This is a genomic window from Enterococcus sp. BWB1-3 (assembly GCF_016745275.1).
GTDB lineage: Bacteria > Bacillota > Bacilli > Lactobacillales > Enterococcaceae > Enterococcus_L.
The window spans coordinates 19,257-34,229 of record NZ_JADOEP010000003.1 but is presented as its reverse complement, the minus strand read 5'-3'; the positions used below and the strand labels follow the sequence as shown (position 1 = coordinate 34,229).

Genomic DNA, 14,973 nt, shown 5'->3' with positions numbered 1-14,973 from the left:
AAGGATTTGTAAATGAACCATTCTATTTGTTGATAAAAAGTGAATTAAAAGAAAGTTTTGTGTATCTATAAATAAAATATAAATAATTACTTGTATGAAAAAGAATGCTGTTGTATACTTTATTCACAGGATGGATCATTCATTTTGTAAATAAAATTTAGGAGGATTTACTTATGACAAACGCAGGCAGCTGGACTATTCCGGAAACTCCAATGGTTAGTAACGAGGTAAAAGAAATTCTAGAAGAAGCAACAAGTAGTATACAGGGTTCAATTTTTGAACCATTTGCTTTAATAGGCACTCAAGTTGTTGCTGGTGTGAAGTATAAGATCCTTTGTAAAGTAACTCTTGTTGCTCCAAATCCTGAACCAAAGCTTTCAATCGTTACAATCTATAAACCATTAGATGGTAAGGCAGAGCTGGAAGAAATGACTGACATTTAAATTTTTCTTGTGTAGAACAAAAATAATTTTAAAGGTGGTAATTTAATATGGAAATCTTGACGAATAATATTCAATCAGAAGTAACTCTAGTTTCAAATGCAGATGGACGTTTAGAATTATTTGCTATAAACAAAGACGGCTCAATGTATCAAGCTTGGCAAACCAAAGTAAATGGGGGCACCAAGTGGGAATCTAAAACGATTGCCGGACCATTTGACGGAAATGTCTTTGCAACAACCAATCAAAATGGCGGACTCGTTATTTCTGTTTTAAAGAAAAATGGGGATCTTTTTATCTCGGAACAAGCAACACCAAATTTTGCTCCTTGGAAAAGTATCACTATCTCTGGTCCTTTCCAGAAAAATGCAATGATGAAGCAAAACAAAGATGGTCATTTAGACTTATTTGCAATTAAGAAAAATGGAGATCTGTTCCAAGCTTGGCAATCAAGTCCTAATGGGAAATGGATTGTATAAAGGAAGGCTGCCATTCTTTACTAAAAAGTACAGAGAATAGAGTTTAGATAAAAGGAGCTGCACAATAATCAGAATTATTTCTGGGATATTGTGCAGCTCCTCTTTGTACAATAGGGAGATTTTAAGATGAGCTTTATATGCTTATAAAAGCAGCAGCTAAATAATCGGGTGTTCAGAAAATAATCATTTCTGATATAGTACTTAAATTCTACATGTAACTTTTTACCTGCTTTGATAGCAGTTTCATAGGGGATTTTAAAACTAGCATTCACTGTATCATTTTCTATTCTTGCAATAGTACTTTGGGGTTTACCAACTTTTTCAACCAATTATCAAAACGTTACTCTTTGTATTATCAAGGATTTCAAGATACTTTCCATATTCTGGAGGGTGTTTTTTTTGAGTTTTTTTACTAATATCTTGACCGATTTAAAGCTAAGTTATGTTTCTAATTCAAGAAATGTGAAGTATATCCAATAGTATTACATATGAGACTGCTGGATACATGCCAATATAAATTAACAGCGATTGTCAGTCGTCTAGCATTTTGCTGGATCAAGAGGCAGACTCCGCTTAAAGCTTGAAAGATTCACATTCAAAGCTTGTTGTCTGCATACAACTATTTCTTTGTATATGGGACTGTGACATCCGTTTGTCGCATCCCAAAATTTTCCCTTACCAGACTGATCTTATTTAACAGTAATAGAGTAGATTAATATCCGGACATAACACTAATCGTCTATTTTAGATTTACTGTCTCAAATTCCTTTGATCAGCCACTGTCAAAATATGAGGCTTCGTTTAATAATAAAGCTGCTTTTTACCAAGTGTTAGTAAAAGGGGCTTTAATTTTTAATTTTTGATTATCGTAGTAAGATAGAGGAAATCCATAGGGAAATGCACAATTTTGGTAATCCTGCTCTGCTTTAGTACATTATTAGTTTTCATTTTGAAATTAACAGAATTAATAATGAAATAGTTTTGTGTTGGCAGCGTTTGCATTACTTCCGTTTTAGTTGGAAGAAATCTCCACTTTTTAATTTATTGGCAAGGGCATATACTGAAATCAGAAAGGAACCTACTTCTATGAAAACAAGAACAGTTGAATTACTTCAAAGAATCAGCGCATCTGAATATCCAATCAAAGCAGAGGTATTGGCAGCTGATTTTAATGTAAGTCAGCGTACGATTCGGACAGAGATTCTTGAGGCTAATGAATGGTTGACCAGTAAAGAATTGCCTGAAATTCTGACCATCCGCAGTAAAGGGTTTTTGCTGAAGATGACTTCGGAGGAAGAGAAGGTACTGGAAGCGGCTCTGTTAAACCTAAATGGAGACCTGTTAAACCGGAATGAGAGGACCTTTGATATCGTCCTGTCTATCGCCTATGAAAAAAATCCTGTGTATTTGAACCGCAAAGAAGAGGAATTTCAAATTTCTAAAAGTACCATGGATGAAGATATGCGTCGGCTGAGAGCAGATTTATTGAAATACGGAATAGAAATTGTCAGCTATGGAAAGCAGGGGTTGTCCTATAAAGGTCCTGAACGCTCCATACGAACAATGATTTACGATTTGATTAATCAGAATTTGGGTATGATCGACTTCTCGAGGAGTAAAGATTCCAGCGTAACACCAGCACAAAAGGTTTTTAACAAGTATTTCAATATACAAGAAATCCAAAAGCTTGCCGAGATTTATTCTGGTGAACACCCCAGGCAGGAAAATGATATCTACAAAAATCAAATTCTTCTGTTCACTCTGATCTGGATTCAGCGGGTAAAAAAGCATGAGCTTATCTCAGCAGTAAGCTGGAAAAATGCGGAATTTGAAGATGATGTCTTCTCTGATTTTATTGATAAAATTATTAAAGGCTATCAACTGGAAGATGTGCCGCAAGTAGAACGTAATTATATTCGTTTTACAATTGAAACATTTAACACAAGAGACATATCAAATACGCTTGAATGGGTTCAAGCTCAGTTACTCACAATCCAACTGATTCAATTTGTAGAAAATGAGACACATATTCCTTTTAATTCAAAAGAAGAAATGCTGTGCGAGAATTTGTACAAGCATATAGCGGCTCTTATCGTCAGAATCAAAAATGATATTCAGGTTTTTAACCCGTTAAAGGATAACATCAAAGCTAACTATCACCCTATCTATCGTGCTGTGATGCAGTTTATTCCGACTCTTGAAGAAGTAGTTGGCGGGAAAGTCATTGAAGATGAGATCGCCTTTCTGGTCATTCATTTCTCCACTGTTGCCAGCGCAATCAATCGTGATCTGACATATATTTATAAATCTGTTGTGGTCTGTAACCACGGTATAGCTACTGGTAATTTGCTTGCAGAGAACCTGAAAGAGAAGTTCCCTCAAATTAAGGTTGTCGCGGTGTTGAGCTCCAAAGAAGTGAAGCTGGTGGACAAGCTGGATGTGGATTTGGTGTTTACTACGTTTAATGTAGCTTATCAGAACAAGCCGGTTCTGGTCATTGATCCAATTCTTACGGATGCAAATATTCCGATAGTTGGAGAGTTTTTAAAGAAAAATAATGAGTTTCAGCGATTGGAGCCGCATGGAAATGAATCAACAGAGCTGTTTGCGAATATTCTAACGATCATTGAAGAAAGCGGTGGCCGGGTTAATCGGAACATCTACAGCAAGCTGGAGGCGATATTTGAGAGGAACAGCTTAGAAATAAATAAAAGGGAGATCCAACCAATGTTAAAAGACATCCTGACAGACAATCATATTATGATCAAGAAAAATGCATCGACGTGGCAAGATGCTATTGAGCTGGTTGCAAAACCACTGGTGAAAGACGACATTATTGAAAAACAGTATGTTGATGCCATGGTTCGTGCCGTGGAAGAATTCGGACCGTATATTGTGATTGGCAAGCATTTGGCTTTAGCACATGCAAGACCGGAAGACGGTGCCAAGAAGCTGGGTCTCAGTGTTGCTACGATTGAGCACCCGATTAATTTTGGAAATCCAGACATGGACCCGGTGAAGATCATCTTCTGTCTGGCAGCAGTTGATTCTTATTCACATCTAAATCTTATGAAAGAATTGATTGCCTTGATTAATGATGAATCGAAGCTGAACCAGTTGATCAACTGTACAAACATGACCCAGTTCAAGCAGCTGCTGTTTTCAGAAGCGGAAGAATAACAGGAAGGAGGAGGATCGTTTAAGCTTAAGTATTGGGCAGATAAAATCGATTCAAAGCCAATAACGATGGAAATGAAGTCAATAATCGGAAAAATATCAAGTCACCGGAATAAAGAAACTGTGAAGTTATCTGAGTAGTTTTCACAAATAAGAAAAGGGGTAGGAGAACATGAACAAATTAAATATTTTATTCGTATGCGGAGCAGGATTGGGCAGCAGCTTTGCGGCACAAATGTCAGCAGAGGATGTATTAAATAAACTGGGCGTAGAAGCAAAGCTGGATCACTGCGATATTTCATCGGCTGCTTCCATGAAGCCGGATGTAATTATTACAGCTGAGAATTTCCGTTCCCAATTTGAAAAATTTCAGGTAGATCCTAAAACGGCAATGATTTATCTGAAAAATATTGTTTCTAAAGATGAGATTGAGGAAAAAATTACTCCAGTCTTAAAAGACAAAGGGGTTATTTAAAAAAAGAAATGAGGGGAAAGAGAAATGGGGATTATCAATTTTATTATCGAAAACATTTTGACACAGGCATCGATCACCATTGCGTTAATAGCAATGCTGGGTTTGCTTCTGCAAAAGAAATCGGCAGGTCAGGTGATTTCAGGTACATTGAAAACTCTTTTAGGCTTTCAGGTACTGAGTGCCGGCTCAAGTATTATTGTGGGCAGTCTGACATATTTTGGTGAAATATTTACTGAAGGCTTCCAGATGCAGGGGATTATTCCTTCAATTGAAGCGATCAATGGACAGGCAATGAATGATCTAGGGTTGGGCAGAGACATTGCGTTAACATTTCTGGCAATTTTTGTGTTTAATATTTTACTGGCCCGCTTCACGAAATGGAAATATATTTTCTTAACTGGACAGGCAATTTTATGGATGGCTACGATGACAACAGTGTTTGGGTATTTTGCCGGTTTACGGGGATTTGTTCTGATTCTGGTTGGCGGCTTTGTCGGCGGAGTGTTTGCCATTGCGATGCCGGCTGTTGCTCAGCCGATTATCCGAAAAGTTACGGGCTCCAACGATATTGCTTTAGGACATTTTTGTACGATTGGTTATTTGTTTGAAGCAGGGGTTGCCAAGATTTTTGGTGAAAAAGGAGAAAATAAAAAATCCATTGAAGATATCAAGCTGCCGTCACACTTTGAGTTCTTACAAGATACGTATTTGTCTGTGATGGTCGTTATGGTTCCGCTGTACATTATTACAGCAGTCTTTGCAGGAGAGTCATTTGCTTCTGAATTATCCGGCAGTCAAAATTATATTATGTTCGCATTTCTTCAGGCAATTCAGTTTGTTGTTGGGGTTTATGTGCTGCTGGCGGGTGTTCGTCTGCTGCTGGGAGAAATTGTACCGGCATTCCGAGGGATTGCAATGAAGCTGGTTCCCGATGCTATTCCGGCATTGGATTGTCCGGTATTCTTCCCGTACAGCCCAAATGCAGTCATACTGGGATTCATTACTACAACGATTGGAACGATTATCGCGATGTTTACACTGCCGATGTTCGGACTTGCCATGATCCTTCCGGGAATGTTAACAAACTTTTTTGCAGGCGGAACTGCAGGAATTTTCGGAAATGCTGTAGGCGGACGAAGGGGAGCGATTATCGGCGGGATTGCGCACGGCTTCTTTATCACATTGCTGCCGGCACTGCTGGTTACCATTTTCAATTCAATGGGCTTTGTTAATGCAACAGCAACTGATGTGGATACTGTCGCAGCAGCTCTATTGTATGCATGGCTTTTGAGCCCGATTTTGAAAGCATTTTAAACTGAAAGCAGGGATATCCAATGTTCGGACTTTTTAAAAAGAAAGAAAAAAAAGAACCGGAGAAAGAAGTAGAAGTTCTGTCTCCGGAGGCAGCGGAAAAAATTCGATCAGAGATTAACCGATTGAATCAGGAAATTTCAACTACCCAAGATAATAATAAACTGGCAGAGCTTTTTGAGCAAGTGGGACTTAAACTGTCCGATTTGAATGAAAAAGATCAGGCAATCGAACAGCTTGAAAAAAGCTTGGAAAATAAAAAGAGCATCGGCGACGGATATAAGAAGCTGATGAGCCTGTATAACGAAAAGCGGGCGGAAGCAGCACGGGCCGGGGATGATCAGGGGATCGACTACTATATGGGAAAAATGGATGAGATGCGGCAAATTGCCAAACAAGTAACGATTAGTGGAAATCAATAATTATAAATAAGAGATAAGGCGGATTTGATTATGTATACAACTTTAAAGGAAGTCACTAAAACAGCAGAAGAATTGAATTTTACAGTCGGAGCGTTTAATACACATAATTTGGAGATGCTGCCGGATATGCTGAGAGCAGCAAAAGAAATGGGTGCACCCATTATTATTCAGACTAGTGTGGATACAGCAAAATATATTGGAATGAACGTATTGGTCAATGTTGTGAAAGCTATCGCTGATGAGGAGATGGTGGATGCGGTTCTTCATTTGGACCATGCCCGCAATTTTGATGATATTAAAGAGGCAATTGACAGCGGATATACATCTGTAATGTATGACGGGTCTCATTTACCCTTTAAAGAAAATATTCTAAAAACGAAAGCCGTTGTTGAATATGCTCATGCAAAGGGTGTGTCTGTTGAGGGTGAACTGGGAACGATTGGCGGTACGGAGGAGGGAATCCACGTAGCGGAGGATGATAAAGTCTATACGAAGCCTGAGGATGCTGTAGAATTTGTAAAAGCAACAGGTGTGGATGCGCTGGCCATTGCCATAGGAACGAATCACGGTCAGTTTAAATCTAAAACAGAAGTAAACATTCCTTTGTTAAAAGAAATTAATGCAGTGGTAGATGTTCCTCTGGTGATTCATGGCGGAACAGGGGTTAAAGAGGAAGACTATCCTGAGCTGATCAATAACGGGATTCGTAAGTTTAATGTGGGCACGGAGCTGTTGGTAAATTGGACAAAAGCAGCGAAAGAGTCGTTCAGCCAAACCGAGGTCAATAAATCCCTTCGTCATAACGTGATTCCGGCAAATGGAACAGTGAAGGAAATTGTTTCTCATAAGATTGGTTTATTTATGAATCTGGAAAGTCCAACTAATTTGGGGAAGTAAGAAAAATGAAAAAGTATTTCATTCTTCTAGCCGGTAGTCCCGGCACAGGGAAAACATATCTTATGAACAAGCTTCGTGAACGATTTCCGGATATGTATGAAATCACATTAGACGAAATCAAGGAATATTATGCCGATTCAATTGGTTTTGATAATTTGGAAGAACGGGCTGAACAGGAACGAAGTAAGGTGTATCCATTCTATTATAAGGCTTTGGCTCTCTATATGGAGGCGGGAAAGAAAGTCGTTGTTTCCGAGTATCCGTTTAGCGACAAACAAAAGGGGCAGCTTCAAAAGATGGCAGAAACATATGGCTATGAAGTCGTTACAATCAGACTGACAGCAGATTTCGATGTGCTGTGGGAACGCCGTTATACGCGTGACCGTGAACATGAACGTCATCTGAGCTACATCATGGATCATTATCATTATGGAGATTCTCTGGACGATCGGAGACTGGCGACTAACCACATTACAAAAGAAGCCTTTAAAAAGATTATTTCAGACAGAAATTATGATGCATTTGAATTGGGGACATTGTACGAGTTTGACGTAACGGACTATGAAAAGGTAGACTATACGTCGTTGCTGGATAAATTAGAGCAGCAGATAGCGAATGACGAATAGGTGAAACTGAAAGCAGAGGATGACAACAGCAGGGCTGTGTCATCCTCTGTTAATTTTATATTCAATCACATACTGCTATTTCACTGAAGCTCCAAGATTTTCCGCCAGCTCATTCAGAGCGGCAGCGTCACGAATCAGGTAATAGTTTTTATGCTTCTCCAATATATTTGCTTCACGAAAGCTGGTAATGGTTCTCAGAAGATGCCGGTAGCTTACGTTTAAGATAGCTGCGCAGGTTGTGAGCTGAAAAGAGAAGGTCTCATTCTTCTGGTGTGCTAAAATAAATTTGGCCAGGCGGATTTCGACAGATTCAGTCAGAGAATTTGCCAGATTGATGCCTGAGTTTAACCGGCAGCTGAGGAGCTGACAGATATTTTGCAGGAAACGAACATCTTGCTGCAGTGCTGCTCGATAACGATTTAACGAGATACAGACGCAAATGCTTGGAGTAACAGCCTTTACACTGCTTTTTGGCAAAAGTTCCCACAAAGAGGAGGCCTCTCCCAGTGGAGTTGCCGGTGTGGCATAATCGATACAAATATTTTGTGCATCAGTAGAATAAGAATACACCATGACTGTTCCTTTAACTAAAAAATAAAGAAAATCAGAAACGGTTCCGGTATGTATAAGATGTTCGTCTTTTTCAAAAGAGTATAAAGAAGCCATCGCAAAAAGATCTGAATCCATGTAGGACTGAAGATCATGACTTTCGATATATGAAGACAATCGTTCCGCATCCTTAATTTTTTTCATGGAAAGTCTCTCCTGTGCTTTTTCTTTATTATAACGTAGAAAGGATTTAGTCTCAATGCGAACGATAATGATCTTTTTTTGTAAATTGTATGTAAAAATCGTGTAAATGTGACGTGTGTCACTTCAAAAAGTTTCATTTCTTGATATGATTTAGAGGTACTAGAAATCATTTTCCAACAGGAGGAGAAAAAATGCATTTTAAGAAATTGGCTAAGGTGTTTATGGGGATTATACTAGTAGCGGCTTTATCTGGGTGTAATTCAGGAAACAGCAACAGTTCAGATGAGTCAAAGAAGGACAAATTAACTGTTCAATTCGTGCCGACAAATAATGACGGCAGTATGGAAGCAAAAGCAAAACCATTTGCCGAATATTTATCAAAGAAACTGGATCGTGAAGTAGAGGTAACCTTGGCTACTGATTATTCAACAATTGTCGAAGCGATGGCTTCAGGACAGGTTGACATAGGAATTATGCCGCCTGCAGCTTATGTTCAGGCCAAAGATATGGATGCAGCAGAGGCTATTTTAACTTCACAGCTAGGGGATTATGATCAGGAAACCGGCTTGCCGTTAGAGGGGGAGCTGACAAATACCTTTAAAGGAGAAATTCTGGTTCGGGCAGACAGTGATATAAAGAAATTAACGGATTTAAAAGGGAAGAAAATTGCAGCATTGAGTCCTAACTCAGCCAGCGGATATATCTATCCAGTGGCGGAGCTGAAGGATGCAGGCGTTGATCCGACAACCGATGCAACGATCACAACAGTCAATGATATTCCAAGTGAGATTACGGCTGTATTAAATGGGCAAATGGATGCGGCATTTGTATTTGAAGGCGCCAGAAATGTATTTGCATCAAGCTTTTCTGATGATGATTTGTTTAAGGATTTAAGCGTACTGTATCTGACAGAAGGGGATATCCCGAATGATGCTATTGCTGTTCAACCGGAAATGGATGAGACACTGAAGGCAGAAATTAAAGAAGTCTTTCTGGGGATGAAAGCTGATGAAGAAGGTGCTGAAGCGATGTCATTGTGGGGACATCAGGGCTATGAAGAAGCGGCAGATTCTGCTTATGATACGATTCGAGCATATACTGAAAAAGCAGCAGAATAAATGAGTAATTGGTCTGGGAAAGGCTGCGGATTCCCGGACACATGCGATAAGGAAAAATTAAATAACCGGCGGGGCAAATATTCATAAGGGTGTTTGTCCCGACCTCATTATAAAAGAGGAAAGTTCATGATTATTTTTGACAATGTTTCAAAGGTTTACCCAAATGGTGTGAAGGGTCTGCAAAAGATCAACCTGACAATAGAAGAAGGGGAATTTGTTTCAATTATCGGGTTAAGCGGTGCCGGCAAGAGTACGCTGCTGCGCTCCATCAACCGTCTGGTACCCATTACAGAAGGGGATATCCGTGTTAATGGAACCTCAATTACCAAAGCAGGCAAGAAAGAGCTGCGGCTGATTCGCCGACAAATCGGGCTGATTTCACAGAGCTTTAATCTGGTGAAACGAAGTACTGTCCAAAAGAATGTCCTGTCCGGAAGGCTGGGCTATTATTCTACGTTAAAAAGTATTTTTGGATTGTTTACAAAAGAAGACTATCAGCGGACAAAAGATGCGCTGGAAACAGTTGGTTTGTCAGATAAATTACATACACGCAGTGATGAGCTGAGCGGAGGTCAGCAGCAGCGGGTTTCCATTGCCCGTGCATTGGTACAGCAGGCACCTGTTATTTTGGCGGATGAACCAGTTTCGTCATTAGATCCGATTACGACACAAAAAGTAATGCAGGATCTGAAAAGTATTAATCAGACAATGAATAAAACCGTGATTGTCAATCTGCACTCAGTACCGCTGGCAAGAGAATTTTCCACACGCATTATTGCATTGAATGCAGGGCAGGTGGTTTTTGATGGGAATCCTGAGGAACTGACAGAAGCTCGTTTGGAAAAGATTTACGGCAAAGCTATTTTTGAAGAGGACAGGGAAAGCATATGAAATTGAAAGAGACTGTACATTTTAACTGGTATAAGCATTTACTGCTGCTTCTTTTTTTGCTACTCTGTTTTCAGGGAAGTGTCTGGATTACGGGAGCTGATTTTTCAAAAGTCATTTCGAATTCAAGCCAAATGACGGCTTTTTTGTCGCGATTTATTCACCCTGATTTTGGTTATTTGCCCAGACTGATCAGTCCGATGCTCAAAACTCTGGCAATGTCGCTGCTAGGGACTGTTCTTGGTGTAGGTCTGGCTATACCAGTCAGTTTCGCAGCTACAACGGTAGCCACAGACAATCGCCTGATTTCAACGATTATTCGTTTTTTTCTTGGCTTGGTCCGTACGATTCCTACGCTGCTCTTAGCCGCTCTTTTCGTTGCGATCTTTGGGATAGGTGAAGCGGCTGGTGTCTTGACGATTGCTGTTTTTACATTTGGAATGGTTTCCCAGTTGATGTTTCAGGTGATTGAAACGATTGACTTTGGACCGCTGGAGGCAGCAGCAGCAGTTGGCGCCAATAAAATACAGACAGCTGTCTGGTCAGTAGTCCCGCAGGTAATCAATCAGTTTATCGGGTATGCCTTTTATGCATTTGAAGTGAATGTCCGTGCATCGACTATTCTAGGCTATGTTGGTGCGGGGGGAATCGGTGTGATTTTGAATTCTTCTCTGGCGTTGTTAAAATATGAGCGTGTTTCAATCATTATTCTTACGATTTTAGTAACTGTAACAATTGTCGACAAACTAAGTGAACGGGTTAGGAGGTCGTTCAAATGATGATTCGTGAAATGAGCAAAAAAACGATACTGTCAATCAGTGTTCTGATTGCTCTCGTTGTGATTTCAGCTGTGAGTATTGATTATTCCGGATTAAGTACTTTTTCGCTTTCGATGGGAATGGATGTATTAAAAGGACTGAGCCAGCCGGACTGGCGCTTTTTCTACGACGGCAGCGGGGAAGATTTGGTCAGTCTTTTGCTGCTGACAATCGGTATTGCCTGTCTGGGGACAATGATTGCCACTGTTCTGGCTATTCCGTTAACGTTGCTGAGTGCCGTCAATCTATGGTCTGCACATCCAATGGTTACAAGAGTCGGCAAGTTTGTCTGTAATGTGTTGCGTGCTTTTCCTGAGCTGGTTTTTGCAATTATTTTTGTAAAAGTGGTTGGACCGGGTCCGTTTGCCGGTGTTATGGCAATTGGTGTTCATCAAATCGGCATGCTGGGAAAACTGTTTACAGAAGAAATGGAAGCAATGGATGAACGGTCGGTGGAAGAAATGTATGCAGTTGGCGCCAATTTTTGGCAGACCTTGTTTTCTGTCCGTTTTTCTTATCTGCTGCCGATTTATAGCTCGCTGGCGCTGAATCATTTTGAAATCGCTGTTCGGAGTGCAGCAACGCTTGGGCTGGTCGGTGCCGGCGGAATTGGTGCGCCCTTAATCTTTGCGATTCAGACGCGCAGCTGGGAGAAAGTCAGTATTATTTTGATTGGAGTGGTTGTTACTGTGTTTATTTTGGATCAAATCACTGGAATTATTAGAAAGAAATTGAGATAACCATGAACATATTGCATATATCAGATATTCATTTTCGCAGAACCTACGAAGCATGTGAAGAAGGGTATAAAGGAATGCTCGCTAGTATGCAGAGTCCTTTGATCCCTTTAGCACAATGTTTGGAGCGTGTTCAGCAGCAGACTGTGCTGGATATTGTTATTATCAGCGGAGATCTGACAGAGGATGGAGAGGCAGAAGACTATCGTTTTTTTAAAGAATGGCTGTATGAAGCATTGGGGAATACGGATGTGATCGTTACTTTAGGAAATCATGATATCAAGAGACACTTCCGCTCAGGCTGGTGTGAGGAAGAAGCATCCGACTTACCTTATAATCAGGTTGTGGACTACCCTGATTTCACTGTTCTGGCTTTTGACAATTCATGTTATGCTCAGGCAGATGGTTGTGTAAATGAAGAGCAGTTTCAGTGGCTGGAAATGACGCTGAATAAACTAAAAGACCGACCAATTATTTTGGTGACACATCATCATCTTCTGTCGCAGCAAAGTGCTACACCAAAGTGGTCGGGAACCGACCGATTTCTTGAGCTAGTTGCACCCTATGATATTCGTTGTATATTAAATGGACATACTCATCATCCTTTTATAGGAAGAATTAACGGGATTCCATATTATACGGTTGCCGGCATGTCGTTTATCGGAGAAGATGAGGGTGCTGGAATTGTTCGCTTTGAAGAAGGATATGGCTATAATTTGTACCATTTCGAGCAGGGAGAGATGACAAGGCAGCTGTCAGAAAACTTCAAACCGGGTCATGTGCTGAAAACCCTTGATTTGAGTGTGTAAGCCACACAGCTTGTGCTGAAAGAGATTTTTTCGAGTGTCTCTAATTTTAGTTGTTGCAGAGCTGCCGACTTTTATGTGAATAAAAGCAAAAGATACAAACAGGAATCTGAAATACAAAGGTTCTTAGACTTATAGTATTTGGAAAACTCAAATAAACGACGGGACAGAAAAAACAATAAGCTTCAAGCTTTTGTCTCGAGGTTTGGAACGAAGTCCTTCAAAAACTTAACGGCTTTGCCATTTAGAAATTGATGAGATCGAAACGAAATGTAGTGTAGTGAAACTCATAGAGACAGCGCTGAACATTTCTGTTTCTGCGGTTATTCGAGACAAGCAAGAGGCTGTCTCGACTGTTTTTCTTTATCTATTTTAAAGGAGCGATTAAATGAAAATTACTTTTCTTGAAACAAGTGACATGCATGGGTATGTCTATCCAACTGATTATATAAGCAAGCAGGATTTGGCGATTGGCGCAGCAAAGGTTGCCGCTAAAATGAAAGAACTGCGTGAACAAGCTGAAGGACCGGTAATCATGATTGAAAATGGCGATTTTATTCAGGGGTCTCCTTTGAGCTACTATGTTGCAAAAAAAAGGTCTTCAGCAAGTGAATTGACAAGTGTTATAAATCATATGGGGTATGATGTTCAGCTGTTGGGCAATCATGAGTTCAACTATGGAAAAGCATACTTGAAGAAAACACTCAGCAGCTATACGGCGCCTATTTTGGCAGCCAATATCCTCAATGAACAGGGGGCGCCTTATTTTGGACAAGGGTATACGATCCTTGAAAAAGAGGGAATAAAAATTGCTGTCCTGGGACTGACAACACAATACATCCCCCACTGGGAACAACCAGAAACAATTCAGGGAATGCAGTTTGAGAGCATTATCCAAACGGCTAAAAAATATATTCCGAAGCTGAGACAAATGGCTGATCTTGTGATTGTTTGTTATCATGGAGGCTTTGAAAGAGATTTAGAGACTGGGGAAGCAACAGAAGTGCTGACCGGTGAAAATGAAGGCTATGCGCTGTTACAGGAAGTGGCGGGAATTGATGCTCTTTTTACAGGACATCAGCATCGACAAATCGCTGCGTTCTTAAATGGTGTACCTGTTGTTCAGCCAGGCTATCGAGGCAGTCATATCGGAGAGATTCAGTTAACGGTGGAGAAGAAGGGGGAGAAAGTGGTTGTTGTTGACAGCAGTGCGGCTCTGCACTCAGTTGAGAATACTGCGGCTGATCCAGAAATTCTTACTTTAGTCGAATCATTGGAAGATGATTTGGACAAGTGGCTGGATCAGCCTCTGGGACAGGTTGAAGGATCGATGCAGATTACAGATCCCATGCAGGCGCGTCTCGTTGAGCATCCTTATGTAGAATTTATCAATCATGTACAAATGGCTGCCAGCGGCGCTGAGATATCTGGAACAGCACTGTTCAACAATGAAGGAAAAGGCTTCAATCAGATAATCACCATGCGGGATGTTATTACTAACTATGTTTATCCTAATACTTTGGCGGTGATAAAGATTACCGGAGCCGAGTTGCGGGAAGCTTTGGAGCAAACGGCAAATTATTTGGCAGTTGAGGATGGGAAGATTATTTTTAATCCTGCATTTATCAAACCAAAGCCGCAGTATTATAACTATGACATGTATGAAGGTATTGATTATACGATTGATATGAGTGAGCCGCCGGGACAAAGAATTACTCAGCTCTTATTTTATGAAAAAGCAGTTACTCCGGAGCAGGAGCTTGAAGTAGTTGTGAATCAGTACCGTGCAGTTGGCGGAGGTAATTATAAGATGTTTAATGCAGGAAAAATTGTGCGGGAGATTCAAATCGATATGACAGAATTGATCGCTGATTACTTAAAGCAGCACCCGATAATTAAAGCTGAAACAAATCAAAATTTTCAGGTGGTTTTAGGTAATTAAGAATCATTATACCGAACAGAGTGGTCACAGTCTCTTGAAGGACTCCGTTTTGGTTCTCAATACAAAGTGATACGCTCTCATAAG

At 40.3% G+C, this 14,973-nt stretch carries 14 protein-coding genes and 1 pseudogene; 14 read left to right on the top strand and 1 reads right to left on the bottom strand.

Features of this window, described 5'->3' with window-relative positions:
* The first annotated feature begins 173 nt into the window (after window positions 1-173).
* The 8 genes from IW492_RS03255 to IW492_RS03220 all read left to right on the top strand — a co-directional run bounded on the left by IW492_RS03255 (window position 174) and on the right by IW492_RS03220 (window position 7,827).
* Window positions 174-443, top strand: coding sequence for a hypothetical protein (locus IW492_RS03255; RefSeq protein ID WP_202065135.1), 270 nt, complete (start codon window positions 174-176; stop codon window positions 441-443).
* A gap of 47 nt (window positions 444-490) precedes the next feature.
* On the top strand, window positions 491-919 hold the full coding sequence (locus IW492_RS03250; protein ID WP_202065134.1) for a hypothetical protein: 429 nt from the start codon (window positions 491-493) through the stop codon (window positions 917-919).
* A 1,086-nt stretch (window positions 920-2,005) separates the two neighbouring features.
* Complete coding sequence (locus IW492_RS03245) at window positions 2,006-4,099, top strand: BglG family transcription antiterminator (RefSeq protein ID WP_202065133.1); 2,094 nt, start codon at window positions 2,006-2,008, stop codon at window positions 4,097-4,099.
* Window positions 4,100-4,268: 169 nt separating this feature from the next.
* A complete protein-coding gene (locus tag IW492_RS03240) occupies window positions 4,269-4,571 on the top strand; it encodes a PTS sugar transporter subunit IIB (protein WP_202065131.1) in 303 nt (100 codons plus the stop codon).
* A 24-nt stretch (window positions 4,572-4,595) separates the two neighbouring features.
* Window positions 4,596-5,885 (top strand): PTS sugar transporter subunit IIC, encoded by a 1,290-nt coding sequence (locus IW492_RS03235; RefSeq protein ID WP_202065129.1) that lies wholly within the window; start codon window positions 4,596-4,598, stop codon window positions 5,883-5,885.
* A 20-nt stretch (window positions 5,886-5,905) separates the two neighbouring features.
* Window positions 5,906-6,304, top strand: a complete 399-nt coding sequence (locus tag IW492_RS03230; RefSeq protein WP_202065126.1) for a tetratricopeptide repeat protein — start codon at window positions 5,906-5,908, stop codon at window positions 6,302-6,304.
* Window positions 6,305-6,334: 30 nt separating this feature from the next.
* Window positions 6,335-7,201: a class II fructose-bisphosphate aldolase gene (locus tag IW492_RS03225; protein WP_202065123.1), complete on the top strand. Its 867-nt coding sequence runs from the start codon at window positions 6,335-6,337 to the stop codon at window positions 7,199-7,201.
* Between the two features lie 5 nt (window positions 7,202-7,206).
* The gene (locus tag IW492_RS03220; protein WP_202065121.1) at window positions 7,207-7,827 is read left to right on the top strand and encodes an AAA family ATPase; all 621 of its coding nucleotides are present in this window, start codon (window positions 7,207-7,209) and stop codon (window positions 7,825-7,827) included.
* Window positions 7,828-7,902: 75 nt separating this feature from the next.
* On the opposite strand, the gene IW492_RS03215 is transcribed toward IW492_RS03220, so the two are convergent.
* Window positions 7,903-8,580 carry a cyclic nucleotide-binding domain-containing protein gene (locus tag IW492_RS03215; protein ID WP_202065119.1) on the bottom strand — a complete coding sequence of 226 codons (678 nt, stop codon included), beginning with the start codon at window positions 8,578-8,580 and terminating at the stop codon, window positions 7,903-7,905.
* A 191-nt stretch (window positions 8,581-8,771) separates the two neighbouring features.
* Between IW492_RS03215 and IW492_RS03210 the strand changes: the two genes are divergently transcribed.
* From IW492_RS03210 to IW492_RS03185, 6 genes and pseudogenes are all read left to right on the top strand, one after another.
* Window positions 8,772-9,698 carry a phosphate/phosphite/phosphonate ABC transporter substrate-binding protein gene (locus tag IW492_RS03210; RefSeq protein WP_202065118.1) on the top strand — a complete coding sequence of 309 codons (927 nt, stop codon included), beginning with the start codon at window positions 8,772-8,774 and terminating at the stop codon, window positions 9,696-9,698.
* Between the two features lie 126 nt (window positions 9,699-9,824).
* Window positions 9,825-10,614: pseudogene (phnC, locus tag IW492_RS03205) on the top strand (phosphonate ABC transporter ATP-binding protein).
* Window positions 10,586-11,365 carry a phosphonate ABC transporter, permease protein PhnE gene (gene phnE, locus IW492_RS03200; protein ID WP_202065116.1) on the top strand — a complete coding sequence of 260 codons (780 nt, stop codon included), beginning with the start codon at window positions 10,586-10,588 and terminating at the stop codon, window positions 11,363-11,365. Before phnC ends, phnE (IW492_RS03200) begins: the two are co-directional and overlap by 29 nt.
* Window positions 11,362-12,144 (top strand): phosphonate ABC transporter, permease protein PhnE, encoded by a 783-nt coding sequence (phnE, locus tag IW492_RS03195; RefSeq protein ID WP_202065115.1) that lies wholly within the window; start codon window positions 11,362-11,364, stop codon window positions 12,142-12,144. Before phnE (IW492_RS03200) ends, phnE (IW492_RS03195) begins: the two co-directional genes overlap by 4 nt.
* A gap of 2 nt (window positions 12,145-12,146) precedes the next feature.
* On the top strand, window positions 12,147-12,950 hold the full coding sequence (locus IW492_RS03190; protein ID WP_202065114.1) for a metallophosphoesterase family protein: 804 nt from the start codon (window positions 12,147-12,149) through the stop codon (window positions 12,948-12,950).
* A 385-nt stretch (window positions 12,951-13,335) separates the two neighbouring features.
* Window positions 13,336-14,889: a bifunctional metallophosphatase/5'-nucleotidase gene (locus IW492_RS03185; RefSeq protein ID WP_202065113.1), complete on the top strand. Its 1,554-nt coding sequence runs from the start codon at window positions 13,336-13,338 to the stop codon at window positions 14,887-14,889.
* Window positions 14,890-14,973: the final 84 nt, after the last annotated feature.

Bases quoted from the DNA above. Each gene is read 5' to 3' on its own strand.
- IW492_RS03255 (WP_202065135.1), top strand. From the start codon at position 174: ATGACAAACGCAGGCAGCTGGACTATTCCGGAAACTCCAATGGTTAGT.
- IW492_RS03250 (WP_202065134.1), top strand. From the start codon at position 491: ATGGAAATCTTGACGAATAATATTCAATCAGAAGTAACTCTAGTTTCA.
- IW492_RS03245 (WP_202065133.1), top strand. From the start codon at position 2,006: ATGAAAACAAGAACAGTTGAATTACTTCAAAGAATCAGCGCATCTGAA.
- IW492_RS03240 (WP_202065131.1), top strand. From the start codon at position 4,269: ATGAACAAATTAAATATTTTATTCGTATGCGGAGCAGGATTGGGCAGC.
- IW492_RS03235 (WP_202065129.1), top strand. From the start codon at position 4,596: ATGGGGATTATCAATTTTATTATCGAAAACATTTTGACACAGGCATCG.
- IW492_RS03230 (WP_202065126.1), top strand. From the start codon at position 5,906: ATGTTCGGACTTTTTAAAAAGAAAGAAAAAAAAGAACCGGAGAAAGAA.
- IW492_RS03225 (WP_202065123.1), top strand. From the start codon at position 6,335: ATGTATACAACTTTAAAGGAAGTCACTAAAACAGCAGAAGAATTGAAT.
- IW492_RS03220 (WP_202065121.1), top strand. From the start codon at position 7,207: ATGAAAAAGTATTTCATTCTTCTAGCCGGTAGTCCCGGCACAGGGAAA.
- IW492_RS03215 (WP_202065119.1), bottom strand. From the start codon at position 8,580: ATGAAAAAAATTAAGGATGCGGAACGATTGTCTTCATATATCGAAAGT.
- IW492_RS03210 (WP_202065118.1), top strand. From the start codon at position 8,772: ATGCATTTTAAGAAATTGGCTAAGGTGTTTATGGGGATTATACTAGTA.
- phnE (WP_202065116.1), top strand. From the start codon at position 10,586: ATGAAATTGAAAGAGACTGTACATTTTAACTGGTATAAGCATTTACTG.
- phnE (WP_202065115.1), top strand. From the start codon at position 11,362: ATGATGATTCGTGAAATGAGCAAAAAAACGATACTGTCAATCAGTGTT.
- IW492_RS03190 (WP_202065114.1), top strand. From the start codon at position 12,147: ATGAACATATTGCATATATCAGATATTCATTTTCGCAGAACCTACGAA.
- IW492_RS03185 (WP_202065113.1), top strand. From the start codon at position 13,336: ATGAAAATTACTTTTCTTGAAACAAGTGACATGCATGGGTATGTCTAT.